This window comes from Actinocorallia sp. A-T 12471, assembly GCF_033875155.1.
Classification (GTDB): domain Bacteria; phylum Actinomycetota; class Actinomycetes; order Streptosporangiales; family Streptosporangiaceae; genus Actinocorallia.
The window spans coordinates 366,288-392,346 of sequence record NZ_JAWZTE010000004.1 but is presented as its reverse complement, the minus strand read 5'-3'; the positions used below and the strand labels follow the sequence as shown (position 1 = coordinate 392,346).

Genomic DNA, 26,059 nt, shown 5'->3' with positions numbered 1-26,059 from the left:
GCCCGGGCGCTCTGGGAGCGGCCGGGCCCGGTGGTGGGGTGTGCGGTCAGGGGGTGAGGTGGGTGCGGATTGCGGTGATGATGCGGGGGCGGAGGTCGGCGGCGGTGATGACGGCGTCGACCGAGCCGACCTCGACGGCGCGGTGGATGTTGTGGACGCGGTCGAACTCGGCGGCGACCTCGCTCAGCTTCTCCGCCCGCACCGACGAGCGCAGCTCGCCCAGCTCGGCCGTCAGCGCGGCGCGCTCCGGGCTGCCGGAGGCCGCCGCGAGACGCGCCTCAAGGTCGCGGACGCGCGGGTCGGCCGACGTGCGCGCCCCGACCTCGCCGGAGAACACGACGGCCGCGGCGGGCGCGCCGCCGAGCACCGACGCGAACGACCCCTCGAGCGCCAGGACCGTCATGTTCGGGTTGAGCGCCTTGGAGAACACGACGAACGCGCCGCCGTGGTACCGGGAGATCACACAGAACACGATCGGCCCGCGGAAGTTGACGATCGCCCGCCCGATCTCCGCGCCGTACTCCAGCTGGAGGTTCCGCATCGACTCCGGCGACCCGTCGAACCCCGAGAGGTTCGCCAGCACCACCAGCGGACGGTTCCCGCTCGCCGCGTTGATCGCCCGCGCCGCCTTCTTGGACGACTTGGGGAACAGCGTCCCTGCCGTGTAGGAGTCGGGCCCGTCGGTGGGCGGGAACCCGCGCCGCTGGACGGCCTTGGACTCGATGCCGAGCAGGCACACGGGGATGCCGTCGAGGTGGACGTCCTGGACGACCGCGGTGTCGGCGTCGGCCATGCCCGCCCAGCGCTCCAGCACCGGGTGGTCCTGGTCCGACAGGGCCCGCATGACGGTCCGGATGTCGAACGGCTTCTTGCGGTCGGGGTTGGCGGTCGAGGAGAAGATCTCCCCGACCGTCGTGAAGTCGCTGCCCTCCATGACGTGCGGGAAGCCCGTGACGTCACGATCGGCCGGGTCGGTCGTCGTCGCGTGCCGAGGCGCGTCCTCGCCCGGCGCGACGTAGGAGTGGGCATAGTGCGCCATCAGGACATCCCGGGCGGCCAGCAGGTTCGGCGCCCAGTACTGCGCCTGCCCGTTCGGCCCCATGACGCGGTCGTAGCCGCCGATCCCGAAGTTGTCCTCGGCCGACACGCCGCCGGAGAAGTCGAGCGACTGCTTGCCGGTGAGGACCATCGCCGAGTCCGGCGTCATGACCAGGATGCCCTTGGTGTGCATCAGCATCGTCGCCTCGGCGTTCCAGTACGGCTGCGCGCCGACGTTGATGCCCGCGACGATGACGTTGATCTCGCCGCCGTCCTGGGTGAACTCGACGATGCGCTTGAGCGCGGCCGCGACCCAGTCCATGTTCTCGGTGCCGGACTCCATGGAGATCCGCGCGCCGGACGACAGCGCGTACCACTCGAGCGGCACCCGCAGGTTCTCGGCGAGGTCGAGCGCGGCGATGACACGGCGGCACTCGGGCTCGGACAGCGCGCCGAGCGACTTGGTCGGGTCGCCCAGCAGCACCACCCGCTTGACGCCGTCGGGGTGCAGGTCGGTCACCGTGGACACGACGCCCGCGACGATCGCCGCCTTGTTCCCGCCCTTGGCGCGCGTGACGGGCACGAGCACGGAGTTCTCGTCAAGGTCGTACTCGGTGAAGTCGCCGAGGTGGGCGGTCAGCTCGTACGGGTAGACGGTGTTGCGGCTGCCCGCGCGCAGCACCTTGAGCCGGTATCCGTCGAGCGGCTCGATCGCCTCGGCGGGCGGCTCGCCGATGCTGAGTTCGGCGCTGCCCGTCGCGTCGAAGGAGATCCGCATCGCGACCTTCTCCAGCGCGCCGGTCTCCTGGTCCCGCTCGCGCGCGATGAACAGGATCTCCTCGAGCCCCGCGCCCGACGTCCTGGGCAGGATCCGCTCGGCGAGCATCTCCAGCTCGGTCCGGGGCAGGTCGCTCGGCGGCCAGACATAGACGACGATCCGGTTGGTGTTGAACCGGGTCTTGGACGGCCGCAGCGTCTGCGCGCGCCGGATCGAGTCGAGGCAGGCCGCGACGGTGAACTCGGCGGTCGGCAGCGCGACGAGCCTGCCATCGGCGTCGCGCAGCTCGGTGAGGTCGCGGACCTGCGCGAACGCGACGAGCCTGTCGTCGGTCGGGTTGTCGCGCGCGACGCCCCGGAACAGGTACACCTCCTCGTCCAGCGACGGCAGGCGGGTGAGGTCGAACTTGTGCAGCCGTTCCATCTGCATGCGCTGCGCGATGTACGGGTGCAGGCCGCGGATCAGGCGTTCCTCGACCATGCCCGCGCCGGACTGCCGGAACGTGAAGTGGTGGTGCATGACCGCGCCGCGGCTGCCCGCGACGGTCGTGGTGAGCCGCCGGACGCGCTCGGGAAGCGGGTGCGCGCTGACGACCTCGTGCAGGGCCGCGGCCATCGCCTCGAAGTCGTCGGGCTGGCCCTCCCAGGCGAGGTAGACGTCGGCGTCGATCGCGTCGCCGCCGAGCTGGGCGAGCCCGTCGAGCGCGGAGCCCAGCGCTTCGAACCTGACGGCCGCCGAGACGAGCCGGGACCCGGCGCGTTCGGCGACGACGAACGAGCACCCCGCCGCCTCCTGCGTGTGCACGCCGGTGAGGCCCTTGTTCCCGTAGTACCGCCGGGTCAGGACCTCCAACAGGGCTGAATTGTCCCGGCCTTGGGCGGTCTCTTTCGCGGCGTCCCGGGTGAGCCGCTGCCCCAGCAGCCGGACCAGCGGCTGGGTGCTGCGGACCATCTCCTGAATCCGCTCGCCCCGGTCGGCCGCCTGCGGGTCGGCGTCGAGCACCCGCAGGTGCCTGCGCACGTCGGTGTAGACGCGGGCGCGGTCGCGGCGCAGCAGCGGCTGCCCGAACCAGGCGAACGCGACACCGCGCGCGAGGTCGGCGACGGCAGGGAACCGCACCTGGGTCGCGGCGGCGAGCCGTTCGAGCGCGGGCCCGGCCTGCTCGCCGACGAGCGCGTCGGGCGTCGGCTCAAGAAGCCAGGTCCGCAGTAGCGCGGTGATGACGGCGGCGTCGGCCGACGCGCGCTGCTGCGCCAGGAAGATCCGGAAAACAGCCGCTTCGAGCTCGGGCGTACGGTCGAGTTCGGTGACCCCGTAGTGCGCGAGCGCCTTGGCCAGGGCCGCGCGGAACGGCTCGGGCAGCGCGGCGCGCTCGACGTCGAGGCTCTGCAGGTAGGTGTGGAAGTGCTCGCGGGCGCTGTGCACGTGCCCCGGCTCCTCGCCGGTCGGCCGGTTGCGGCTGAGCTCGGCGAGGTCGGCGAACACCTCGACGAGGGCGAGTTCGCAGGCCAGGATACGGTGGCCGTCCTCGGCGGCGGCCCCCCGGTTGGCGAGGTAGCCGTTAAGAACGCGGCGCTCGTCGTGCGGGTCGACGTCGAAGCCGAGCAGCAGCCCGCGCAGGTCCTCAAGACCGCGCACCGCGCTCTCCCGGCCGGGGACGGCGGCGGGCGCGTCCGGCAGGTCGAGCGCGACGGTCCCGGCCGCGGCGGTGTCCTCGGCGGCGTCCTCAAGGGGTTCCAGCCGCAGCAGCGGCGCGCCGGTCTCGACCTGGCTGCCGACGCTGACCGCGATCTCCTTCAGCCGCGCCTTGAACGGCGACCGGAGGACGGTCTCCATCTTCATGCTCTCCAGCACCAGCACCGGAGCACCGGCCTCGACCTCCGCGCCGACCGTCAGCGGCGTCGCGACGACCAGCGCGGGCGTTGGCGACCTGACGACGCCGCCCTCGTCCCGGCTGACCCGGTGCGCGACCCCGTCGACCTCCACGAGGTGGACGGGCCCGTGCGTGCCGGTGAGCAGCCGGTAGCGCTCGCCGTTGACGGTGATCCGCCCGGTGTACCTGTCGAAGCGCTCAAGCTCGACGTCGGCGGTGCGGACGTCCTCGCCGGCCTCGAGGCCGACCCGGAACCTGTGCGGTCCGACGCGCGCGACGCGCACCCGGTAGGCCGCGCCGCGCAGCTTGAGGTCGAGCGGCCTGCCGCTCTCGTGCTGCACCTGCGGCCGCCCGCCCGCCGCCGTGGAAAGGAGCCGCTGGCGCTCCGCGCCCTCCTCTTCCTCGTATGCCTCGATGGCGGCCGCGGCGAGCGCGACCGAGGAGTGCCGGTGGGCGACCAGGCCGCCTTCGGCGCGGACCCGGTCGATCCAGCCGGTGTCGGCGGACCCGTCGACGACCTCGGGCCGGTCGAGCAGGTCGAGCACGAAGCTCTTGTTCGTGGTGCCGCCCTCGATGACGACGGTCGTCTGCTGCATCGCCCGGCGCAGACGGCCAAGGGCCTCTTCGCGGTCGCGGCCGTAGGCGATGATCTTGGCGATCATCGAGTCGAAGTCGGCGGGGATGACGTCGCCCTCGGCGAAGCCGGTGTCGACCCGGATGCCGGGGCCGACGGGCAGGTCGAAGCGGGCGATCCGGCCGGGGGAGGGCGCGAAGTCGCGGTCGGGGTCCTCGGCGTTCAGCCGCGCCTCGACGGCGTGGCCGCGCTCGGCAGGGGGAGCGCCCTCGAGCCGTCCGCCGGACGCCACGTGCAGCTGGGCCTTGACCAGGTCGAACCCGGTTGTGGACTCGGTGATCGGGTGCTCGACCTGGAGCCGGGTGTTGACCTCGAGGAACGCGAACAGCCGCTCGCCCGGGTGGTACAGGAACTCGACGGTCGCCGCGCCCCGGTACCCGACGGCGATGGCGAGCCGCTCGGCCGACGTCTTCAGCTCGGTCACCTGCTCGGGCGACAGGACCGGCGACGCCGACTCCTCGATGATCTTCTGGTTGCGGCGCTGCACCGAGCAGTCGCGCACGCCGAGGGCCCACGCGGTGCCCTGGCCGTCGGCGATCACCTGGACCTCGACGTGCCGCGCCCCGGTGACCAGCCGCTCGAGGAAGACGACGCCGCTGCCGAACGCGCGCGCCGCCTCCTGGGAGGTGCGCTCGTAGGCGTCGGCGAGTTCGGCGTCGCTGGTGACGACGCGGATGCCGCGTCCGCCGCCGCCCGCGGTCGCCTTCAGCATGAGCGGGTACCCGACCTGCGCGGCCGACGCCAGCGCCGCATCAAGGGTCTCGACCGCGCCGCGGCTCCACGGCGCGACGGGCACGCCGACCTCCTCGGCGATCAGCTTCGCGCCGATCTTGTCGCCGAGCTTGCGCATCGCGTCCGGGCTCGGGCCGACGAACGTGACGCCGATCTCCTCGCAGAGCTCCGCGAACGCCGGGTCCTCCGCGACGAAGCCCCAGCCGACCCATGCCGCGTCGGCCTTGGTCTCCTTGAGCGCCTTCTCCAGCACCTTCAGATCGAGATAGGGCCGAGCCGACGCGGGGCCGAGGTCGTAGGCGACGTCGGCTTCGCGGACGAACGCCGAGGACTTGTCCACGTCCGTATGCAGGGCGACGGTCTCGATCCGTGTCCCGGTCTCCGCAGCGATGTCACGTACCGCGTGAATGAGCCGCATGGCGGCTTCCCCGCGGTTGACGATGGCAATGCGACTGAACACGCGACCAAGCCCTCCATGAGACGACGATGAACGGCCGGGAGCGACGGTGATCCCGGCAGGGTTTCACCCTTCCGCGTACGGAGCGGTAGCGCCATGTCGGAGACAGCGCATGCTGAGCGCCTTCAGTTGTGGGGAACGTCTAAAGGGGGACCCCTACCGCACCCGTTCCGAGGTGTGAAAGTCGCGCAGGGTAGCGCTCGGGTGGCACTGGGTCCCGATCAGGACACGAAGTCGTTCCACTGGGTGGCGAGGTACTCCAAGAACAGTGGCCCGACGGCCTCGCGCTCGAAGTGCTCGCGCGGCCTCGGCTGCACCAGCCGGAACCCGGGATCGGCGAGGGCGAGGACCGGGAAGTCGTGGTGCAGGACGGCCCCCGCGCCGATGAGCACGAAGTCCGCGCCGTGCTCGAGGCACCATGCCGCGTCCGGGGCCGAGCCGATCTTGCCCGCGACGCCCAGGCGCGCGTTGCCGCGCGGCAGGTCGGCGAAGTGCTCGATCAGCAGCCTGTCGCGGTGCGCGTCCTCGTAGGTCTCCTTGAACGCGTCCCACAGCGACATGTCGAGGTAGTCGATGAGGCCCGAGGCGAGCACGTCGGCGGCCAGCGCGCGCGCCTCGGCGAGCGGGATGCCGCTGCGCTCGGGCGTGAGCCGGAGACCCACCTGGAAGTCGGGCCCGGTGGCCGCGCGGACGCCGCGCAGGATCTCCCACAGCATCCGCTGCCGGTTCTCGAACGAGCCGCCGTAGCGGTCGGCGCGGGTGTTGCGGGGGCTGAGGAACTGGCAGATCAGGTACCCGTGCGCGCCGTGCACCTCGACCCCGTGGAACCCGGCCCGCTCGGCGCGGACAGCGCCCGCGATGAAGTCGGCGATGACCTCCTCCACCTCGCCCGTGGTGAGGGCGCGGGCGTTCTTGGCGGGCTCGTCCAGCGGCGCGACGACGTCGACGCCGGTCAGCCGGGTGTCGGAGCGGCGGCCGCCGTGGTGGAGCTGGAGCGCCGAGACGCCTCCGGCGGCGGCGATCCCGGCCGCGAGCCGGGTCAGGCCGGGCAGGAACGCGTCGTCCCAGACCGCGAGCTGGCCGGGGAACGCCTGGCCCGCCCGCGACACGTGCGCCGCGCACGTCATGACCATCCCGAAGCCGCCTTCGGCACGCCGGACGAGCCAGGTGTACTCGTCGTCGGAGAGCGTGCCTTCTGGGCTCTGGTGGTTGGTCAGCGGGGCCATCGCGAACCTGTTGCCCCAGGCGGGGCCGCGGGCGAGGTCGAGCGGGACGGCGAGGGCGGCGAGGGTCTTGCTGCTGGTCTGGCGCATGACGCCGTCATGCTAACCGACGGCCGCAGCACGCCCGCCGCGCGGGGGAGGAAGCGGACGATTACCTACTTTCGGGGCTAGGGGAGGGGGTGACGTGCGCCATAGCGTTGCCGCCCCAAGCCCCCGGAGTGAGGAGGATGACGGTGGCGGAGACTGTGGAGCGGTACGCGCCCCCCGCGCGGCTGAGCGCGGAGGCCAACCTCGGCGCGGACGCGTACGGCAGGGCCGAGGCCGACAGGCTCGGCTTCTGGGCCGAACAGGCCGGACGCCTGCACTGGGACGAGCCCTTCGGCGACGTCCTCGACTGGAGTGAGGCCCCGTTCGCGCGCTGGTTCGTCGGCGGCAAGCTGAACGCCGCCTACAACTGTGTGGACCGGCACGTCGAGGCGGGTGACGGCGACCGCGTCGCGCTCAGGTTCGTCGGCGAGCCCGGCGACGAACGCCTCATCACCTACCGTGACCTGCTGGACGAGGTGTCCCGGGCCGCGAACGCGCTCGAAGCCCTCGGGGTGGGCGCGGGCGACCCCGTCGCGATCTACCTGCCGATGATCCCCGAGGCCGTCGTCGCGCTGCTGGCGTGCGCGCGGATCGGCGCGCCGCACACCGTCGTGTTCGGCGGGTTCAGCGCCGACGCCCTGCGCAGCAGGATCGACGACTTCGGCGCGAAGACCGTCATCACCGCCGACGGCGGCTACCGGCGCGGCGCGCCCAGCGCGCTCAAGCCCGCCGTGGACGAGGCGCTGAAGGCGTGCCCTGACGTGGCCAACGTGCTCGTCGTCCGGCGCACCGGCCAGGACGTCGCGTGGACCGAGGGCCGCGACGTGTGGTGGCACGACGCGACGGCCAAGGCGTCGCCCGAGCACAGGCCGCAGGCTTTCGACAGCGAGCACCCCCTGTTCGTCATGTACACCTCGGGCACGACGGGCAAGCCGAAGGGCATCCTGCACACCACGGGCGGCTACCTGACGCAGGCCGCCTACACGTTCTGGGGAGTCTTCGACCACAAGCCCGACGACGTCTACTGGTGCACCGCCGACGTCGGCTGGATCACCGGCCACTCCTACGTCGTCTACGGGCCGCTCGCGGCGGGCGCGACCCAGGTGATCTACGAGGGCACGCCGGACACCCCGCACCGGGGCCGCTGGTGGGAGATCATCGAGCGGCACAAGGTGACGCTCTTCTACACCGCGCCCACCGCGATCCGTACCTGCATGAAGTGGGGCGCGGAGATCCCCGCGCGGTTCGACCTGTCGAGCCTGCGCGTGCTCGGGACCGTCGGGGAGTCCATCAACCCCGAGGCGTACCGCTGGTACCGGCGGACCATCGGCGGCGACCGCACCCCCGTCGTGGACACCTGGTGGCAGACCGAGACCGGCGGGCACATGATCACCCCGCTGCCCGGCGTCACCGCGGGCAAGCCAGGGTCGGCGATGGCCGCGGTGCCGGGCGTGCGCGTCGAGATCGTCGACGACGCGGGCGAGCCCGTCGCGGCGGGGGAGAGCGGCTACCTCGTGCTCACCGAGCCGTGGCCCGCGATGGCCCGCACGATCTGGGGCGACCCGCAGCGGTTCATCGACACCTACTGGTCGCGGTTCGAGGGCCGCTACTTCGCGGGCGACGGGGCGCGCCGCGACGAGGACGGCGACATCTGGCTGCTCGGCCGGGTGGACGACGTCATGAACGTCTCTGGCCACCGGCTGTCCACGACCGAGATCGAGTCCGCGCTGGTGTCACACCCGAGCGTCGCCGAGGCGGCCGTGGTGGGCGCGTCGGACGAGACCACCGGCCAGGCCGTCGTCGCGTACGTGATCCTGCGGGAGGGCGCGGACGCCTCCGATGAGAAGGCCCTGATCGAGGAGCTGCGCGGGCACGTCGCACGGGAGATCGGCCCGATCGCCAAGCCGCGCCGCATCCTGCTGGTGCCCGAGCTGCCGAAGACCCGCTCCGGCAAGATCATGCGGCGGCTGCTGCGCGACGTCGCGGAGAACCGCGAGATCGGCGACGCCACCACCCTCGCCGACGCCTCGGTCATGACCCTCATCCGCGACGGCATGACCGCCGCGACCGCCGACGACTGAACGCCCACGGACCCGGGACGTGGGGCTGCCTGAGTGCCGTGTTCTGGGCGGGCTGGTGCCGTTGTCGCGCTAGCCGCGGCGGCGGTACCGGTTCACCGCGTCGACGCGGGAGCGCGCGCCGAGCCGTGCCATGAGGGCGCGCATGTAGGTCTTGACGGTCTGTTCGCGCAGGCCGAGCCGGTCGGCGATCTCGGCGTTGCGCAGGCCGAGCGCGGCGAGTTCGAGCACCTCGCGCTGCCGTGCGGTGAGCGGGTCGGCGTCGTCCTCGGGCGGGGCGGGCGTGCCGAGCAGGCGCAGCAGGTCGCCCCGGGTGGCCGGGTCGGCGGTCGTCTCGGCGATCGCGCGCAGCCGCGCGGCGACGGCGTCGGGCACCGGGGCGGGCGCGGGCCGATCGAGGCGGCGGTCGACCTCGTCGCGGACGGTCAGCTCAAAGGAGATCTCGCGGGCCTCGGCGACGAGCCCGCGCAGCATGTCCCTGGTCAGCGGCGAGTCGTCGCGGGTGCCCGCGTAGAGCAGGCCGCCGACCTTGCCGCCGCGCATCAGCGGCACCACCGCGAGGCTGACGACGCCCTCGCCGAGCACGGGCCCGTCGTAGTCGTGCGTGATCTCCAGCGCGTTCTCATACCGCGCGACGGCGAGGGCCCTGCCGCGCAGCATCGCCTTGCCGCCGAGCCCGCGGCGCGGCCTGATCACCATCGACGTCAGCGCCGAGGTCTCCCCGCCCGCGCAGAAGCTGACGGGCACGCTCCGCTCACCGAAGCCGCCGAAGACGAGCGGAATCCTGGCGCGGCCCCGCAGCCGCCGCGCCGCCCGTGCGAGCAGGACAAGATCAGTGTTTCCCATGTGGTGCCGATCACAAGAACGCTTTGTCCCATCATGACGTGCGTGTCCGGCACGGGAAAGACCGGGGGCGGCGAACGGCGGCGGGCGGCGGTGAGCGGTCGCCCGCGCGCGGTCGGCGGCACGCGCGGGTCGGGCGGCACGCCGTCAGAAGCGGGCGCTCAGAGGTACGCGGCGGTGCTGCCGCCGAGCTCGATCGCGGGAAGGCCGAGCTTGCGGTGGTCCCACGACCTGACCCGCTCGACGTCCACCCGTACCGCGACGCGCTTGACCAGCATCATCTCCACGAGCGGCTTGACCTCTTCGGTGTACGGGCCGTTGTAGCGCTCCCAGATGTCCACGCCGACGGCCCACAGCGCCTCGGGGTCGTCAAGCACGACGGCCTGGCCCTCGAAGGAGACGCCGCGCAGCTGGTCGTAGGTGTGGCCGGCCTCGACCATCACCGTGACGTTGGGGTCGCGCCTGAGGTTGACGGCCTTCTGGGACTTGGCCTTGGTCTCGAACCACAGCGCGCCGTCGATGACCGCGTACCACATGGCGACGAGGTGGGGCCGTCCGTTGGGGCCGAGCGTCCCGAGGGTCGCGACGCGCTGCTCGCGCAGGAACGCGGTGATCTCGTCGTCGGTCATGGTGATCTGGCCGCGCTGGTTCACGCCCATTCGACAGCTCCTCCGCAGGGCGCGGCAGGCTCGGGGTGAACGCGGGCCTTGCCGCATAATGGGACATAGTCCAAAATGGCACTATGTCCCATAGTGAAGCGGACAGTCTCCGGATGCGCAAGAGGCACGCGACCAAAGCGCGCCTCGCGGCGTCGGCGGCGCGGCTCGCCGCCGAACGCGGGCTCGCCGCCACCACGGTCGACCTGATCGCCGAGGACGCCCAGGTGGGCCGCTCGACCTTCTTCCGGTACTTCGACGGCAAGGAGAACGCGGTCGCCGAGGGCGTCACCGGCCCGTGGCTCGCCACGATCACCGACGCCCTCGCCCGCCAGCCCGCCGACCTCGGCCCGCTCGACGCCGTCGTCGCGGCGTTCGCCGACCTCGCCGACGCGCCCCCGCCCGACCGCGACCAGCTGCGCGACCTCGGCCGCCTGACCCGCACCTCGACCACCCTCAAGGCGTGGACCCTGCAGACCTACCAGCGCTACGAGAACGCCATCGCCGAGCTCATCGCCCCCCGGGTCCCCGCCGACGGCCCCGACCCGACGGCCCGTCTCGTCGCCGCGTACGTCATGGCGGCCGTCCGGGTCTCCCTCGAAGACTGGCTGCACCACGGCGGGTCCCTGTCGGGCCGGATCGGCAAGGCGCTCGGCGCGATCTCGATCCGTCCGTAACGCCGTGTCAGCGCGCTCCGGTGCGGCGGCGTTCGGCGGCGCGGGCGCGGATGCCGTCGTCGGAGCAGAAGCCGAGGCCGCTCCGCTTGAGGCAGAGCAGGCCGAGGAGCGCGCCGCCCGCGTCCACGACGGCGAGGCGGCGGCGTCCGGCGGCGCGCATGGCCTGCCGCGCGGTCTCCAGGTCGGCGTCCGGGCCGGTGACGCGGTCGCCGAGCCGTCCGGCGCGCCGCGCGGGCGAGCCGGGGGGCGCGGCGAGGTCCGCGCGCTCCACGACGGCGAGCAGCGCCGACCCGTCCACCACGAGCACCGCGTGGACGTGCTCGTTGCGCAGCACGGCGGCGGCCTCGGCCACCGTCGTCTCCGGCCCGCACACCTTCGGCGCGAGGATCATGGCGTCGGCCACCGTGCTTTCGCCGCGCCGCGTCTCCAGGGTCTGCATCGAGCGTGCCTCCCGATCGGAACGCGCGCGCCGGACACCCGTCGCGCGGTGCTCCCCCGATTCTGCACTTCCCGCCCGCCGGCGTCGCCGCCGAGGGTCCCCTGAGACCTACCCCTCGGCCGCGCGGCGCAGCAGCGGGGTGACGCGGTAGCCGACGAGGCGGCGCATCACCAGCGCGGTGCTCGACCGCTCGATGCCGGGGATCGCGAGGATCAGGCCCGCGATGCGGTAGAGGTCGTCGGCGTGGGCGGCGACGACGTGGATGAGCAGGTCGTCGGAGCCGGAGATGCCGTGCACCTCAAGGACCTCAGGGACTGCGGCGAGGGCCGAGCCGACCTCGTCGAGTCTGCGCTGGGTCACCCGGGCGGTGATGAACGCGGTGAGGGAGTAGCCGAGCGCGTCGGGGGAGACGCGGCGTTCGAACGTGTCGAGGGTGCCGTCGCGCTCGAGGCGGGTGATCCGCGCCTGGGCGGTGTTGCGGGCGATCCCGACGCGTTCGGCGACCGCGACGGTCGTGGCGCGCGGGTCCCTGGCGAGTTCGAGCAGGATGCGCGCGTCGATCGGATCGACCCCGTCCTGGTTGGGCATAGTGCCTCCTCCTGTCGGTGCACGACACCCTATCTTGGGCATAGTGCGCAAAATTGACCAAGGGTATTCACCACTTTGGCTATCACTGCTTCAATCTCGGGGCAAATGACCCTACGACGAGGCGGAGCGATGACGACGGTGACGGGAAGCGGCGAGACGGACACGGCGGTCCTGCGGGGGATCGAGGACCGGGTCCTCTGGCTGTCCAGTTCGATCATCCACCACGCCAACGCGGTGCGGCCGAACCCGTCGGGGCTGAAGGTCGGCGGGCACCAGGCGTCGTCGGCGTCGATGGTGTCGATCATGACGTCGCTGTGGTTCCGGCACCTGCGGCCCGAGGACAGGGTGTCGGTCAAGCCGCACGCGTCGCCGGTGCTGCACGCGATCAACTACCTGCTCGGCTCCCTTGACGCGTCCTACCTGACCCGGCTGCGCGAGCTTGGCGGCCTGCAGAGCTACCCGAGCCGGGCCAAGGACCCCGACCCCGTCGACTACTCGACGGGCTCGGTCGGCATCGGCGCGACGGCCCCGATCTGGGGCGCGATCTCCCGCCGCTACGTCGACACCGCGTTCGGCGGAGCGGGAACCGGTCGGCAGTACTCGCTGGTCGGGGACGCCGAGCTTGACGAGGGCGCGGTGTGGGAGGCGGTCCTCGACCAGGCGGTCGGCGAGCTCGGCGAGATCGTGTGGATCGTCGACCTGAACCGGCAGTCGCTCGACCGGGTCGTCCCCAACATCGCCGCCGACCGGCTGCGCGGCATGTTCGCCGCGGCGGGCTGGCAGGTGATCACGCTCAAGTACGGCACGCTCCTCGAGGAGCTGTTCGCCCGTCCCGGCGGCGCGGCCCTGCGCGGGCGGATCGACGCCATGGGCAACCCCGAGTACCAGCGGCTGCTGCGCTGCGACGCCGCCGAACTGCGCCGCCGCCTCCCGGGTTCCGGGCCGGACGCCGACGCGATCTCCGCGCTCATCGCCGAGGTCGCCGACGACACGCTCATCGAGGCGATCGCGAACCTTGGCGGGCACGACCTCGACGCGCTCGACGACGCCTTCGCCGCGATCGAGGACACGCGGCCGACCGTGATCTTCGCCTACACCGTCAAGGGGCGCGGCCTTGCGATGAAGGGCCACCCGCAGAACCACTCGGCGCTGCTCACCGACGCGCAGATGCGCGAGCTTGCCGCCCGCACCGGCGCGGACCCCGAAGACCCGTGGCGCGCCTTCCCCAAGGGAAGCCCCGAAGACGAGCTGTGCAAGCGCGCGGCCGAACGGCTCAACCGTGCCGCGATCCCCGAGCGGACGCCGCCCGCGCTGCCCGTCGACGTCAAGCGGCGGCCGTCGGGCACGACCACGACCCAGGCCGCGCTCGGCCGCACCCTCCTCGACCTCACCCGCGACGCGCCCGAGGCGGCGCGCAGGATCGTCACGGTGAGCCCGGACGTCAGCTCGTCCACGAACCTGGGCGGCTGGGTCAACAAGGTCGGCGTGTGGTCGCCGTCGGAGCGGCAGAACTGGTTCTCCGACGACGCCGAGACGATCCTGCACTGGCGTGAGACGCCGACCGGGCAGCACATCGAGCTCGGGATCGCCGAGGTCAACCTCGTCGGGCTGATCGGTGAGCTCGGCGCGACGTGGAGCCGGTGGGGTGAGCCGCTGTTGCCGATCGGCGTGCTGTACGACCCGTTCGTGGAGCGCGCGCTCGAGCCGTGGTCGTACGGGATCTACGCGGGCGGCCAGTCGATCCTCGTCGGGACGCCGTCCGGCGTGACGCTCGCGCCCGAGGGCGGCGCGCACCAGTCGATCAAGACCCCGTCGATCGGGCTCGAACAGCCGGGCTGCACCTACTACGAGCCGGCGTTCGCGATCGACACCTCGTGGACGCTGCTGGCCAGCCTCGCCCAGCTCGGCAAGCCGGACGGCGGCTCGGCCTACCTGCGCCTGTCGACCCGGCCCGTCGACCAGTCGCTGGCGGCGCTGCCGACCGACCCGGCCGCCTACGAGCGACGCCGCCGCAACGTCGTCGCGGGCGCGTACACGCTGGTGCGCCGCAAGACGCCCGACGTCGCCATCGCGGTCATGGGCGCGCTGGTGCCCGAGGCGCTGGCCGCCGCGACCCGCCTCGAGGCGTTCGGCATCTCCGCCGACGTCATCTGCGTCACGAGCCCCGACCTGCTCTACCGCGCGGTCCGCGCCCGCCAGGGCCACGGCGACGCCGAGTCCTGGATCCTCGACCAGGTCCTCCCCGCCGACCGCGCGGTCCCCCTGGTCACCGTCCTGGACGGCCACCCCCACACCCTGGCCTTCCTCGCCACGGTCAACCGAGTCCCCACCACCTCCCTTGGCGTCACCTCCTTCGGCCAGTCCTCCTCCCTCGAAGACGCCTACCGCCACCACAACATCGACACCGAAAGCATCATCCACGCCGCCCTAGACCTAACCGACTAACCCCCCCGGCCCCACACCCACCCCGAGCGCGGCCCCCACGCAACCCCGGCCCACGCAACCCCGGCCCCGGGCTCGGGCCCACGCGACCCCGGCCCTGCCCGGGGGCCCGCCCCCGGGACGCGGTCCTGCGCCCGCGTGAGGCTGCGGAGAGTGTTCCCGCGTGCCCGGACCGGGGTTGGGTCCTCGCGAACTCGGCGCTGCCCGGGGGCCCGCCCCCGGGCCGCGGCCCTGCGCTCGCGTCAAGCTGCCGGGAGTGTTCCCGCGTGCCCGGACCGGGGTCGGGGCCCGCGCGAGGCCGCAAGGATGTTCCGAGGTTCAGCCGGGCCTGGCCCGGGCCCGCGTGAGGGCGCGGAGACTGTTCCCGGGGTTCGGCTGGGCCTGTGTGAGGGCGCGGGGAGTGTTCCCGGGGTTCGGCTGGGGCTGCGCGGGCCTGCGTGAGGGCGCGGGAGTGTTCCCGGGGTTCGGTCGGGCCTGCCCGGGCCGGGGTTGGGGCGGTCGTATTCCGCGCGCGGCGGCGGACCCGGGCCTTGGCCCGGGTCCGCCGCCGCGCGCGGTTTGGGGGTTGGGGTTTGGGGTTGGGTTAGGGGTTTGTGGTCCAGTGGGTTACCAGGGCTGTGCTTGCGGTTTTCAGGTCGGGGAGGCGGGTGGGGTCGGCGAGGGTGGCGCGGAGGATGAAGTCGGCGACGTCCTGGGCGCGGGGGTGGGGGTCGGGGGCGGGGGAGGGGCCGCGTTCGCGGACGGCCTCGAGGAGGAGGCCGGTGATGGCGTGGCGGACGAAGTGGGGGTCGGCGGGGCGGAGGTCGCCGCTGGCGACGCCCTGGCCGACGAGACGGGCCGTCAGGGCGTGCAGTTCGGCGCGGCGGGCGGCCTGGGCGGCGAGGTCGGGCAGGTCGAGGACGTCGTCGTTGTACAGGCCGCGCACGTCGTAGGGCAGGCCGAGGATCGCCGCGACGTCGGCGTGCAGGTAGGCGTGCAGCCGGACCGGCGGCGGCGCTGCGGCGTCGAGCGCCGACCTGACGCGGGCGAGCGCGGGAAGCAGGTCGGCGTCGAGCAGTTCGGCGAGGATCGCGGCCTTGCCGTCGAAGTGGCGGTACAGGCTCGGCTGGCGGACGCCGACCGCGTCGGCGATGTCGCGGGTCGAGGTGCCGTGGTAGCCGCGCACGGCGAACAGCCGGGACGCCTCGACGAGGGCACGCCGCCGGGTGACGCCGTCCGGTCCGCGCACCGCCATGAGAATTTCCCTCCCGCGAGTTCTGGATCACCGTATCGGGTCCACGGCGTCCCTTGCGCGCTCAAGCTATCGATCTATAGCTTTAGTGCCCAGGTCTTCAGCGCGCTAGGAGAAACCCCATGGCGATCGAGCAGGTCCAGATCCTCGTCCCCGGCTCGGGAACCCCCGTCGTCCCGCCCGTCGCCGACTACGACGCGGCGTCCGACGGCTGGACCGAGGTCGAGCACCGGGCGGAACTCACCCACGGCAGGTCGGTCGCGGGCGCGTGGACGGGCGAGCCGGGTTCGGTGCGGATCTCCCGCTGGCCCTATGACGAGGTGTGCGTCGTGCAGTCAGGCCGCGTCGCCGTCGAGGACACCGAGGGGGGCCGCCGCGAGTTCGGCCCCGGCGACGCCTTCCTCGTCCCCGCCGGATTCGACGGCTGGTGGCACACCCTCGAGCCCACCCGCAAGATCTTCGTCGGCCTCGCCGCCGAGTAGTCCCGCCCCCGCCGGCCGATCGGGCGCTCGGTACAGTAGAACGCGATTCTGTCGGGTGTGGGAGAGGTTGGGCGATGAGCGGCGTTGGCAGGCTTTCTGCGGATCTGACCGGGCGGACCGCGGTGGTGACGGGCGCGTCGAGCGGGCTGGGGATGCGGTTCGCCGAACTGCTCGCGGGCAGCGGCGCGACGGTGTTCGCCGCGGCCCGGCGCAAGGACAGGCTCGAATCACTCGCCGAACGCGTGCCCGGCGTCGTGCCCGTCACCTGCGACGTCACCGACGACGCCGCGCGCCAAGCCCTGTTCGAGACGGTCATGACGCGCGACGGCAAGATCGACCTCCTGGTGAACAACGCGGGCCACGGCGTGTCCAAGCCCGCGCTCGAGGAGACCGTCGAGTCGTTCGAGCGGGTCGTCGCGCTGAACCTCACCGCGACGTTCGCGCTGTCCACGCTGTTCGCCAGGCCGATGATCGAGGCGGGCGCGGGCAGCATCGTCAACATCGCCTCGATCCTCGGCCTCGTCGCCGCCCACCCGACCTCGCAGGTGTCCTACACGGCCGCCAAGGGCGCGGTGGTGAACATGACCCGCGAGCTCGGCGTGCAGTGGGCGTCGCGCGGCGTGCGCGTCAACGCGATCGCGCCGGGCTGGTTCCCGACCGAGGTCACCGAGGAGTTCTTCGCCGACGAGCGCGGCAGCGCCTGGCTGCGCCGCAACACCCCGATGGGCCGCACCGGCCGCCCCGACGAGCTCGACGGCGTCATGCTGCTCCTGGCCAGCGACGCGAGCACCTTCATCACCGGCCAGACCCTCGTGGTGGACGGCGGCTGGACCGCCCGCTGACGGCCGCACGGGCCCCGCCGAGCGGGGCCCGTGCGCACGCTCACCCGCAGGAGCCGGGGGCCTCGTGGTGGATCGGCCACAGCTCGACGGGGTCCTGCACGGCGATCGGCATGTCCGCGGCGATCTCCAGCGCGCGTTCCTCGTTCTCGACGTCGAGCAGGTAGAACGTCGCCATGTACTCGCTGTTGCCCAGCACCGTGCCCTCGCCGACCTTCGCGACGCCGTCGATCACCTGGACTGTCCTGACGTCGGTCGCGTCGGCGAGCCCGAAGGCCCCGAGCAGCTCCCCGGACTCCATGTACCGCCGGTTGAACGCGTCCTGTGCGGCGACGATCTGCGGCCAGGTGTCGGCCGGGACCGAGTCCCACTTGGCCTTGTTCCCGTACATCGTGATCAGGTACTTCATCTCGGGCTCCTTCACTCGGACGCCCCTTCTGGGCGTTCCTTCACCCATGGGTCGGAGCCGCCTCCCCGGCCTCTACATCCCCAAGAGATTTCTCCCCAAGATTTTTTCCCGCGCCGCCTAGCGCGCGGCGAGCGCCAGGTCCACCGCCCGGTGGGCGCGGTCGCGGGCCGTCGGACGGTCGAGCAGGAGCGCGTCGACGAGGAGGGGGGCCGCGATCGCGGCGACGGCGTCGTCGGCGTGCCCGGGGGCGAGGCCCGCGTCGCGCAGGACCGCGTGGAAGGGCGCGAGGAGGTCGGCGATGTAGCGGCGGCGCAGGTCGCCGATCGCCGGGTCGAGCGCCGCGCCCGCGACCAGCGCCTGGAGCATGCCGCCGACGGGTTTGTCGCGCAGCCTGTCGCACAGGAGGTCGACTTCGGCGTGCAGGTCGGCCGCCGGGTCTCCGGCGCGCTCGCGCGGGCCGAGCGGCGCGACCTCGATGAGCGCCGCGAGCACCGCGTAAGGGGTCGGCCAGTGCCGGTACACCGTCGAGCGCGAGACGCCGGTGGCGGCGTGCAGCCGCTGCGGCGTCAGCGCCCCGGCCCCCTCGCGTAGCAGCAGGTCGAGCGCGGCGGTCAGGACGACCTCGGCTGTCTCGTCGGTGGGCCCTGCCGGACGTCCTGGTCTGCTCACGGGTAAACGATACAACTTGTCCTGGATTTGAGTTAACGGTACATTCTGCACCGGAAACTAAGAACCCGACGTGAAGGAGGGCCCATGCGCCCACACGTGGAACTCGTCGACGAACGCGATCTCATCTGGCACCTTGCGGAGTTCCAGCACGCCACAGGGGCCGCCGAACAGCGCAACCTCAGCTACGACGAGGAGGACGGGTCGGCCTCGCTCAAGGTCCGCTTCACCTCCGCGTGGTCACGTCCGGGCGGCGTCCACAAGGCCGACACCGAGTGGTACGTGCTGTCCGGCAGCGTGACCATCGGCGGGACTGTCCTCGGCCCCGAGGGCTACTGGACGGCTCCGGCCGGGGTGTGGACCCCGCCCGTCAGCGTCGCCGAGGGCACCGAGATCCTGCTCTTCCGCGAGTACGGCGACTGGCGCTTCGACCTCGCCGACGCGACACTCCCCGGCGTCCGCGACGACAAGGCCCTCATCGTCCTCGACACCGCCGCGATGCCGTGGATCGACGTCAAGGACGGCAGCCCCATGCGGTTCGACCTCGGCGGCACCCCCGTCCCCGGCCTGTACATCAAGCTGCTGCACCGCGACGCCAAGACCGGCTTCTACACCCGGCTCATCAAGGCCAAGCCCGGCTGGCGCGAGGAGCCGCTGGCCCACCACCCGTGCAGCGAGGAGGCATACTGCCTGGACGGCGGCTTCGACTACAACTACGGGAAGATGTGGCCGGGGACGTACTTCTGGCGGCCCGCCCTCATCCGGCACGGCGACTTCACCGCCGACGCCGAACTCGGCTGCACCTGGCTGCTGCGCTCCGACGCCGACCTCGTCGACTGGTACACCGACGACGCACGCGTCGTCATGACCGGCGAGCCCGTCAACTGGGGCGAGGGCCACCCGCACAGCGTCGGGCCGCGCTTCATCGAGCCGGTCCGCTCCCGCAGCATCGGCCCCTGGCACGACCCCTCCTACCAGTAACCCGTCCCAGTAACCCGTCGCCGCGCCCGCCTCAGGACGGGGAGTCGAGCGTCCCGAGCACGTCGATGAGGTCGTGGGTCTCCTGCCGGAAGCGGGCGCGGGCCGCCGGGTCGCGCCAGTCGGACGTGGTGCCGTCGGAGTGGAAGATCCCGAGGGTGAGGAAGCTGTGGAAGGACCAGCCAAGGAAGTTGTGCAGCGCGAACCTCGCCCTGGGGCCGACGCCCGCGCGCACGAGAAGGCGGTAGATGCCCTGGATGACCGGACTGCCGTAATCGCGCTCGACGTCGGGGATGTCCACCGCGTCGGCGAGCCCACGGTGCTGCCACAGCGTGATCGCCTCGGGGTGCGCGACGTAGAAGTCGAGGAACATGTCGACCATGTCGTGCAGGCCGACGAGGTCGGGGGTGAGGGTCGTGCCCATCTCCTCGACCAGCTCGACCTGCAGGTCGCGGACCCGGTCCATCACCTCGGCGTACACGCCTGCCTTGCCGCCGCGCCGCGCGACGTCCGCCTCGGCGACCCCCGCCGCCTCCGCGAGCATCGCGACGGTGACGCCGTCGTACCCGAGCGCCGAGAACAGCCTGGTCGCCGCCTCGACGAACCCGTCATCGCCCATCCCTCAACGCTAGGCCGACGGCTTCGGCGGCCGGGCAAGCGGGTTCCAAGCCGAGGGAAATCCCGGAGGCTAGGGCTGGTGGGGGCGGAGGATGACGAACAGGGCGTCGAGTTCGGCGCACAGGGTGCCGTCGTGGGAGAGGGTGCCGCCGATGAAGCGTTTGCGGCCCTCCTCGCGCAGGACCTCGGCGGTGAAGCGGAGTTCGGTCTCGATCGGGGTGATCGCGCGGTAGTCGACGTGCAGGTAGGCGGTCCGTGACGCGGGCCTGCCCGGTCCGTTGGACAGCCTGCCGAGCACGGAGTCGAACAGCAGTGGGATCGCGCCCCCGTACACCGCGCCGTTACGGCCGAGGAAGTGCCGGCCGAAGGTGACCCTGCCCTCCATCCTGTCGTGCTCGAGCACGTCGAGCTCGTAGACGGGGACGAGGAGCTGGCCGCGTCCGGGGAGGTCGATCCGGCCGGCTACCTGCTCGGACTCAGGCACCTGGTGTTCGAGGAGTTCGGCGGCGAACTGCTCGAAGACCCGGCGCATGTCCTTGGCGAGCTCGTCGGGGACGTCGGCGCCCGCGAGCCTGTGGTGGAAGACGCGCAGGGCGTCGAGCATCGGCGCGAAGTCGGGGCCGACGCGGTCGGCGGGCCAGCGCGGGGCGTTCCAGTGACGGCCGGGCTCGGCCGGTGCGGGGGCAGCAGCGTCCATGCACAGATTCATAGCGAATGCCGGGACCGTCCGATGCCACCGGGTCGGGATGAGCAGGGCGGATCAGCGGTTTCCGAGGGCGAGGAGATCGCCGACGTCCTCCAGCGCGCGGAGCATGTCGTTCAGATGGGTGCAGGTCGACGTGCCCGCGAACGTGGCGCGGACATGGTCGCGCAGCCCGTCGAGCGGCCGTCCGGCGAGGCGGCGGGCGCTGGCCACCGCTCCCGGGCACTCGATCCACGGCAGGACGCGCGGGGTCGCCTCGCAGGCCGTCAGCACCCCCTCGGACGCCGTCGCCTCAAGGGTGTACTCGTGGATGACCGTCTCGACCCCGTCGGGCCGCGTGTAGGAGTCGCGGAAGATCGCCTCGACCCGCCCGGTCACGGGGTCCACGTCGATCCTGCGGGCCCGGCGCATTCCCGTCGGGGGCAGCGGGTCGTGCGGGTGCCAGCCCTCGGGGTCGGCGGCGTCGGTGAGCGGGGGCGCGTCGGGGCCGACGACGATCGGCGGCATCCCCTTCTCGGCGACGTTGCCCATGAGGGTGCCGCCCGCCGCGAACCCCGCGCACAGGTCGACGGGGAACGCGGCCAGGGCGCGCTCGGGCGGCAGCGTCAGCTCCGGGAGGGTGACGACGACGGCGTGCCCGGACACCAGCGAGGTGACGGGGAAGTCGTCGAGGAGCAGGTAGAGCAGGCTGTGGTCGGCGCGCAGGGCGGGGTCGGCGGCGTCGAGCCGGTTCCGGAACCCCGACCCGATCGACTTGCCGAGCAGCTCGGCGAGCCCGGGCCGCGACGGGTCGGTGCGCAGGGACCGCAGGCGGCGGTTCGCCGTGTAGTCGACGACGGCCTCGGCCTCCGCCGCCGCAAGCGTCTGGAGGGTCCCGTCGGGGCGGGTGCGCGCGTCGCGGCCCCGGCAGGCGAGGACCAGCGGCCCGCCCAGCCCCTCGGGCCGCAGCATGTCGGTGGTCGCCGTCCTGCGCACCACGCCCGGCCGACGGACCGGGCTCCCCGAGGTCGGCTCATGGACGCCGTGCCTGGGATGCGGGACGAGCGGCACGGTCACGGACATCCGGGACTCCTGGGGTGAGGGGGCGTATCCATGCTTGGCCGGGGGACGCGCGCGTGTCAAGAAGGCTGACGGGTCAAAGGTCGAGCGGATGCTCCCGGTTCACCCGGGCGAAGTCCGGGCTGCGCTTCTCCCGGTGCGAGGCGAGCCCCTCGCCGACCTCGTGCCCGCTGAACCCGAGGAACTCGAGGCCGAGCGAGGTCTCGAAGATCGGCGACGCGATCCGATACCAGTGGTTCAGCGACCGCTTGGTCCAGCTGATCGCCGCGGCCGGGCCCGCCGCGAGCGACGTCGCCACCCGCAGCGCCTCGTCCTGGACCTCGGCGTCGTCCACGACCTTCGACACGAGGCCGATCCGCTCGGCCTCCTCGCCGGTCAGCGTCTCGCACGTCAGCAGGTAGTACTTGGCCTTGGCCATCCCGCACAGCAGCGGCCAGCAGATCGCCGCGTGGTCGCCCGCCGCGACGCCGAGCCGCGTGTGCCCGTCGACGATCTTCGCCGACCGCGCGGCGATCGAGATGTCGGCGAGCATCCCGACGACGAGTCCGGCCCCGACGGCCGGTCCGTGCAGTGCCGACACGACGGGCTTGGCGCAGTTGATGACGCCGTAGACCATGTCGCGCGCCTCGCGCATCACCCGCGCCCGCGCGGCGTAGTCCTCGGCGAGGCTGGTGATGAGGTCGAACGTGCCGCCCGCCGAGAACGCCCTGCCCGCGCCCCTGACGAGCACGGCACGGGTCTCCTCGTCGCGGTCGATGACCTGCCAGACGTCGGCGAGCTCCCGGTGCGTCCTCGGGTCGACGGCGTTGAGGTTGGGCGCGTCGAACGTGATCCGCAGGACGCCGTCGGCGGGCCGGTCGAAGCGCAGCCCGGTGAATGCCGCGTAGGGGTCGGTCATCGGTACTCCTCGTCTGGGGGGACAGAAGGGATCTTCGCCGATGCGGGCGCGGCGCGCGCGGGCGGCCCTCCGCTTGGGCGTCGCGGGGCGGGGCATGGGTCAGCTGTGGACGAGGTGCTGGGTGAGGCGTGGCTTGCCGACGCCGTCGATCTGCTCGTGCGGCTCGTGGAGGCGGCGGGGGCGATCGTGATCTTCGTGGGCGCGGTCGTCGCGTTCTGCTGGTTCGTGGTCGCGGCGGTCCGGGAGCGGAACAGCGCGGCTTTCGTCCCGGTACGGCTGGGTCTCGGCCGTTTCCTCGCGCTCGGCCTTGAATTTCAGCTGGCGTCCGACATCCTGCGCACCGCGATCGCGCCGACGCTGCGCGAGATCGGAGAACTCGCCGCGATCGCGGCGATCAGGACGGCGCTGAACTACTTCCTGAGCCGGGAGATCCGCGAGGAGCGCGCGGAACTCGCCGCCGAGCGCAAGACGGCGGACCTGCCGCCCGCCGACGAGCCCGGCGTGGCCCGATGACGTACGCCGCCCTCATCCAGACTGCCTCGCTGCTGTGCGTCGCGGCGGGACTCGTCGCGGGCGCGGTCACCGCAGCGGCCGCACGCGACGGGCAGACCGGGCTGAAGGTCGCGCTCGACTTCTGGCTCGCGGCAGGGCTGCTCAACCTCGCGGTCGCGCCGGGATGGCAGGGCCCGGCCGTCGCCGGGTCGATCCTGCTCATCCGCAGGCTCGTCAGCATGTCGCTGGACCGTCCTGTCGTCCGTTTCGCCGACGTGCTGCGCGGGCCGCGCCGGCCCCCCGACGGACTGCCCTGAACCATCTGGGACGGCCGCGGGTCAGCCGCCCGCGCGGTGGACGCGGTGCCGGATGACCGCGACGAGGCCGTCGAAGCCGAGCCCGTCCCCTGCCTGGTCGCCGTCGCGCACGGCCGACAGGGTGCGCCCGCGCCGTCCGCGCCGGGTGAGCGCGACGACCCGGCTCCGGCGGCCCGACACCACGACGTCCTCGACCTCGCTCCACGCGACGAACACCTCGGGCGACCACGGCCGCCGGTCGTGCACCCCGTCCGCGCCGACGACAGTGCGGCTCCCGAGCGTCACCGCCACGAGGAACGCCACGGCCGCGCCGAGCACGCACGCCACGACAAGCAGCGCGCCCGATTCCCGGAGCACCCCGAGGACGCCGCAGCACACGCCGCCCGCGAGGAAGACCACCATGACGGGCAGGACGGGCCGCCAGCTCAGCCGCCGCTCGATGACGGGGACGTCGATCATGCCGGGAGCCTACCGACCGGCGTACGCCCACGTCAGGGACCGCGCCTACGGGTTGCGGCCTACGGGTTGCGGTCTACGGGTTGCGCCAGGCCGCCTTCATGTACCCGCGCGCCTTGCGCACGACAGCCGGGTGCTTGCTCGCGAGGTCCTTCTTCTCGCCGACGTCCTTCGACATGTCGTACAGCTCGATCTTCCAGGACGAGCCCGGCGTGCTGTACCCGCGTCCCGGCGCGAACCCGACGGCCTTCCACTTGCCGAACCGGACGGCCGCCGCGGCGTTGCGGCCGCGCTTGCCGTCCTCGGCGCGCTGCGACGGCGTCGACCCGGCGTGCAGCCGCGACCAGTACAGGTACGTGTGCTTGCGGACCGTGCCGCGCCCGGTGAACACCGGGGCGAGCGACAGGCCGTCGGTCCCCGGCGGGACGCGCGCGCCGGCGAGGTCGGCGAACGTCGCGAGCAGGTCGTAGTGGACGGTCTGGTGCGCGGTCTTCTTGCCGCGCGTGCGCGCCATCAGCTTGGGGGAGCGGACGATGAACGGAACCCGGATGCCGCCCTCGTACAGGTTGCGCTTGTAGCCGCGCAGCTTGCCGTTGGAGTCGAAGAAGTCGGGCCGCACCCCGCCCTCCTCGTGCGGGCCGTTGTCGCCGGTGAAGATGACGATGGTGTCGTCGTCGAGGCCGTTGCGGCGCAGCGCGTCGAGCATCCTGCCGACGTAGGCGTCGAGCTTCGTCACCTGGGCGGCGTGGACCCGGTCGGGCCGTCGCCACGGCTTGCCCGCGTACCTGCCGAGCGTCGGCGGGCCCGCCGAGGGCGCGTGCGGCAGCGGGAGCGTCAGCATCAGCAGGAACGGCACGTCCTTGGACTGGCGCACGAACGCCAGCGCCCGCTCCATGATGACGTCGGGCCCGTAGACCGGGCCGGTGTCGCCCTTGTTGCCGGGCAGGTACTCCCACTTCCTGCCGTCGAGCAGGCGCGTCGGGTAGTAGCTCTTGGCCCCGAAATGGGTGAGGTAGCCGAAGAAGTCGCTGAACCCGTGCTGGTCGGGGTGCGACGGGTTCGGCAGCATGCCGCCGAACCCCCACTTGCCGAACAGGCCGGTCCGGTAGCCCGCGCCCTGCAGCACCGTCGCGATCGTCGGGATGCCCTGCGGCAGCGGCAGGTCGCCGTCGTCCGGCGGGTTGCGGCGGACCGGGCAGTGGCCGCCGTGCAGGCCGGTCAGCAGCGACGCGCGGGCCGGGGCGCAGACTGGCGCGGCGGCGTAGGCGTCGGTGAAGCGCAGGCCCTCGCGCGCCATCCTGTCGATGCGCGGTGTCTTGATCTTGGTCTGGCCCTGGACGCCGACCTGGCCGTAGCCGAAGTCGTCGGCGAGGATCACGACGAAGTTCGGTTTGCCCGGCGCGCGCCTTCGCGCGTTCAGCACGGGCCCGGCGTTGGACGGCGCGGCCGACGGGAGCACGGCCGCCGCCGTGAGCACCCCGGTTCCGAGCAGGAGCCTGCGGCGGCCGACTGTGCGGTCAGCCATGGGCGCGGGGGTGGGCCGACGACTGTTGAGACGAGGTCACGTTGCTCCGTGGCGTCGTATCCCGGTCGCGCGGACGCCGTCGAACCGGTCTCGACTGTAGATCTTCGGGGGGTCAGGTGCAGTCGGGACGATAGCAGTCAGCCGCGGGCGATGTGGAAGTTTCCGGCGACTGCCGACAAGGCGGAAGCTAGATCGTTATTTCCGGTTCGCCCGGGTGCCGTACCGCCCGCCGGTGTGCCTACTTCAGCGCGCGGTCGACGAGTCCGTGCAGGTGGGTGCGGAAACGGGTCACCGATGGATCGTCGGTGAACGGCGACCCTTCGGACCTGCTGGCGAGGGTGAACGCCTGGAGCGTCCAGGCGACGGTCCACATCATCAGCTCGGAGTCGACGTCGTCGCGGAACACCGCGGCGAACGCCCGCAGCGCCTCGACCACCTGGGGGACGACGAACTCGTGCTCGACCTCGCGCAGGTCGGCGGCGTCGTTCAGCCTGCGCTGCGACCACAGGGCGGCGTGCTCGGGGTGGTCGAGGGAGTAGCCGATGTAGTCGTCGATGAAGCGGTGGCAGCCCTCGCGGTCGAGCCCGCCCTTGGTGTACGCCTCGAGGAGCGCGTTCTCCGCCTCCTGGACCTGCCGGAACACCTCGAGGTAGAGCTCGCGCCGCCCGCCGAACTCGCGCTGCACCGCGTCGGGCGGCAGCCCTGCCGCCCCGGCGATCTGGGCGCTCTCGGTCTGGTCGTAGCCGAGTTCGGCGAACAGGCGCGTCGCGACCTCCACGAGCCTGTCCCGCTCGTCCTGTCCCATGGCCGCCACCCCCCGCGTCGCCCCGGGCCCTCAGGG

General features: G+C 72.6%; 24 protein-coding genes. 8 read left to right on the top strand and 16 right to left on the bottom strand.

Annotated elements, in window-relative coordinates:
• Positions 1–46: 46 nt before the first annotated feature.
• On the bottom strand, positions 47–5,515 hold the full coding sequence (locus tag R9X44_RS14130) for a carboxyl transferase domain-containing protein (RefSeq protein WP_319814577.1): 5,469 nt from the start codon (positions 5,513–5,515) through the stop codon (positions 47–49).
• A 218-nt stretch (positions 5,516–5,733) separates the two neighbouring features.
• Positions 5,734–6,825, bottom strand: a complete 1,092-nt coding sequence (locus R9X44_RS14125) for an NADH:flavin oxidoreductase (RefSeq protein WP_319814576.1) — start codon at positions 6,823–6,825, stop codon at positions 5,734–5,736.
• A gap of 137 nt (positions 6,826–6,962) precedes the next feature.
• Between R9X44_RS14125 and acs the strand changes: the two genes are divergently transcribed.
• Positions 6,963–8,903: an acetate--CoA ligase gene (acs, locus tag R9X44_RS14120; protein ID WP_413774944.1), complete on the top strand. Its 1,941-nt coding sequence runs from the start codon at positions 6,963–6,965 to the stop codon at positions 8,901–8,903.
• A 69-nt stretch (positions 8,904–8,972) separates the two neighbouring features.
• Here the strand turns inward: acs and R9X44_RS14115 are convergent, their stop codons facing one another.
• Both R9X44_RS14115 and R9X44_RS14110 read right to left on the bottom strand, forming a co-directional pair.
• Positions 8,973–9,746, bottom strand: coding sequence for a LuxR C-terminal-related transcriptional regulator (locus R9X44_RS14115; RefSeq protein WP_319814574.1), 774 nt, complete (start codon positions 9,744–9,746; stop codon positions 8,973–8,975).
• Positions 9,747–9,904: 158 nt separating this feature from the next.
• Positions 9,905–10,402 carry a PPOX class F420-dependent oxidoreductase gene (locus R9X44_RS14110; protein ID WP_319814573.1) on the bottom strand — a complete coding sequence of 166 codons (498 nt, stop codon included), beginning with the start codon at positions 10,400–10,402 and terminating at the stop codon, positions 9,905–9,907.
• Positions 10,403–10,515: 113 nt separating this feature from the next.
• On the opposite strand from R9X44_RS14110, the gene R9X44_RS14105 reads away from it, so the two are divergent.
• Positions 10,516–11,076, top strand: a complete 561-nt coding sequence (locus R9X44_RS14105) for a TetR family transcriptional regulator (protein WP_319814572.1) — start codon at positions 10,516–10,518, stop codon at positions 11,074–11,076.
• A gap of 7 nt (positions 11,077–11,083) precedes the next feature.
• Here R9X44_RS14105 and R9X44_RS14100 read toward each other — a convergent pair whose 3' ends face one another.
• Both R9X44_RS14100 and R9X44_RS14095 read right to left on the bottom strand, forming a co-directional pair.
• The gene (locus R9X44_RS14100; RefSeq protein ID WP_319814571.1) at positions 11,084–11,515 is read right to left on the bottom strand and encodes a CBS domain-containing protein; all 432 of its coding nucleotides are present in this window, start codon (positions 11,513–11,515) and stop codon (positions 11,084–11,086) included.
• Between the two features lie 108 nt (positions 11,516–11,623).
• Complete coding sequence (locus R9X44_RS14095) at positions 11,624–12,103, bottom strand: Lrp/AsnC family transcriptional regulator (protein WP_319814570.1); 480 nt, start codon at positions 12,101–12,103, stop codon at positions 11,624–11,626.
• A 129-nt stretch (positions 12,104–12,232) separates the two neighbouring features.
• Here R9X44_RS14095 and R9X44_RS14090 point away from each other — a divergent pair, with 129 nt between their 5' ends.
• On the top strand, positions 12,233–14,548 hold the full coding sequence (locus tag R9X44_RS14090; RefSeq protein ID WP_319814569.1) for a transketolase-like TK C-terminal-containing protein: 2,316 nt from the start codon (positions 12,233–12,235) through the stop codon (positions 14,546–14,548).
• 580 nt (positions 14,549–15,128) lie between these two features.
• On the opposite strand, the gene R9X44_RS14085 is transcribed toward R9X44_RS14090, so the two are convergent.
• Positions 15,129–15,779: a TetR/AcrR family transcriptional regulator gene (locus R9X44_RS14085; RefSeq protein WP_319814568.1), complete on the bottom strand. Its 651-nt coding sequence runs from the start codon at positions 15,777–15,779 to the stop codon at positions 15,129–15,131.
• Positions 15,780–15,898: 119 nt separating this feature from the next.
• On the opposite strand from R9X44_RS14085, the gene R9X44_RS14080 reads away from it, so the two are divergent.
• Positions 15,899–16,258, top strand: coding sequence for a cupin domain-containing protein (locus R9X44_RS14080; RefSeq protein WP_319814567.1), 360 nt, complete (start codon positions 15,899–15,901; stop codon positions 16,256–16,258).
• Between the two features lie 74 nt (positions 16,259–16,332).
• Positions 16,333–17,100 carry an SDR family NAD(P)-dependent oxidoreductase gene (locus tag R9X44_RS14075; RefSeq protein ID WP_319814566.1) on the top strand — a complete coding sequence of 256 codons (768 nt, stop codon included), beginning with the start codon at positions 16,333–16,335 and terminating at the stop codon, positions 17,098–17,100.
• Between the two features lie 40 nt (positions 17,101–17,140).
• Here the strand turns inward: R9X44_RS14075 and R9X44_RS14070 are convergent, their stop codons facing one another.
• Together R9X44_RS14070 and R9X44_RS14065 are read right to left on the bottom strand one after the other, a co-directional pair.
• The gene (locus tag R9X44_RS14070) at positions 17,141–17,506 is read right to left on the bottom strand and encodes a YciI family protein (RefSeq protein ID WP_319814565.1); all 366 of its coding nucleotides are present in this window, start codon (positions 17,504–17,506) and stop codon (positions 17,141–17,143) included.
• Between the two features lie 117 nt (positions 17,507–17,623).
• On the bottom strand, positions 17,624–18,175 hold the full coding sequence (locus R9X44_RS14065) for a TetR/AcrR family transcriptional regulator (RefSeq protein WP_319814564.1): 552 nt from the start codon (positions 18,173–18,175) through the stop codon (positions 17,624–17,626).
• A gap of 84 nt (positions 18,176–18,259) precedes the next feature.
• Between R9X44_RS14065 and R9X44_RS14060 the strand changes: the two genes are divergently transcribed.
• Positions 18,260–19,153: a DUF4437 domain-containing protein gene (locus tag R9X44_RS14060; protein ID WP_319814563.1), complete on the top strand. Its 894-nt coding sequence runs from the start codon at positions 18,260–18,262 to the stop codon at positions 19,151–19,153.
• Between the two features lie 31 nt (positions 19,154–19,184).
• On the opposite strand, the gene R9X44_RS14055 is transcribed toward R9X44_RS14060, so the two are convergent.
• The 4 genes from R9X44_RS14055 to R9X44_RS14040 all read right to left on the bottom strand — a co-directional run bounded on the left by R9X44_RS14055 (position 19,185) and on the right by R9X44_RS14040 (position 22,428).
• A complete protein-coding gene (locus R9X44_RS14055; protein ID WP_319814562.1) occupies positions 19,185–19,769 on the bottom strand; it encodes a helix-turn-helix domain-containing protein in 585 nt (194 codons plus the stop codon).
• Between the two features lie 69 nt (positions 19,770–19,838).
• On the bottom strand, positions 19,839–20,465 hold the full coding sequence (locus R9X44_RS14050; RefSeq protein WP_319814561.1) for a PaaI family thioesterase: 627 nt from the start codon (positions 20,463–20,465) through the stop codon (positions 19,839–19,841).
• 63 nt (positions 20,466–20,528) lie between these two features.
• Complete coding sequence (locus R9X44_RS14045; protein ID WP_319814560.1) at positions 20,529–21,533, bottom strand: DUF2889 domain-containing protein; 1,005 nt, start codon at positions 21,531–21,533, stop codon at positions 20,529–20,531.
• A 73-nt stretch (positions 21,534–21,606) separates the two neighbouring features.
• Complete coding sequence (locus R9X44_RS14040; RefSeq protein ID WP_319814559.1) at positions 21,607–22,428, bottom strand: enoyl-CoA hydratase/isomerase family protein; 822 nt, start codon at positions 22,426–22,428, stop codon at positions 21,607–21,609.
• Positions 22,429–22,533: 105 nt separating this feature from the next.
• Here R9X44_RS14040 and R9X44_RS14035 point away from each other — a divergent pair, with 105 nt between their 5' ends.
• Both R9X44_RS14035 and R9X44_RS14030 read left to right on the top strand, forming a co-directional pair.
• Positions 22,534–22,941: a DUF1622 domain-containing protein gene (locus R9X44_RS14035; protein ID WP_319814558.1), complete on the top strand. Its 408-nt coding sequence runs from the start codon at positions 22,534–22,536 to the stop codon at positions 22,939–22,941.
• Complete coding sequence (locus tag R9X44_RS14030) at positions 22,938–23,237, top strand: hypothetical protein (RefSeq protein WP_319814557.1); 300 nt, start codon at positions 22,938–22,940, stop codon at positions 23,235–23,237. The genes R9X44_RS14035 and R9X44_RS14030 overlap by 4 nt, the downstream gene beginning before the upstream one ends.
• 21 nt (positions 23,238–23,258) lie before the next feature.
• On the opposite strand, the gene R9X44_RS14025 is transcribed toward R9X44_RS14030, so the two are convergent.
• The 3 genes from R9X44_RS14025 to R9X44_RS14015 form a co-directional block, all read right to left on the bottom strand.
• Positions 23,259–23,696 carry a hypothetical protein gene (locus R9X44_RS14025; RefSeq protein WP_319814556.1) on the bottom strand — a complete coding sequence of 146 codons (438 nt, stop codon included), beginning with the start codon at positions 23,694–23,696 and terminating at the stop codon, positions 23,259–23,261.
• 73 nt (positions 23,697–23,769) lie between these two features.
• On the bottom strand, positions 23,770–25,218 hold the full coding sequence (locus R9X44_RS14020; RefSeq protein ID WP_319814555.1) for an arylsulfatase: 1,449 nt from the start codon (positions 25,216–25,218) through the stop codon (positions 23,770–23,772).
• Positions 25,219–25,456: 238 nt separating this feature from the next.
• On the bottom strand, positions 25,457–26,023 hold the full coding sequence (locus R9X44_RS14015) for a TetR/AcrR family transcriptional regulator (RefSeq protein ID WP_319814554.1): 567 nt from the start codon (positions 26,021–26,023) through the stop codon (positions 25,457–25,459).
• Between the last annotated feature and the right edge of the window lie 36 nt (positions 26,024–26,059).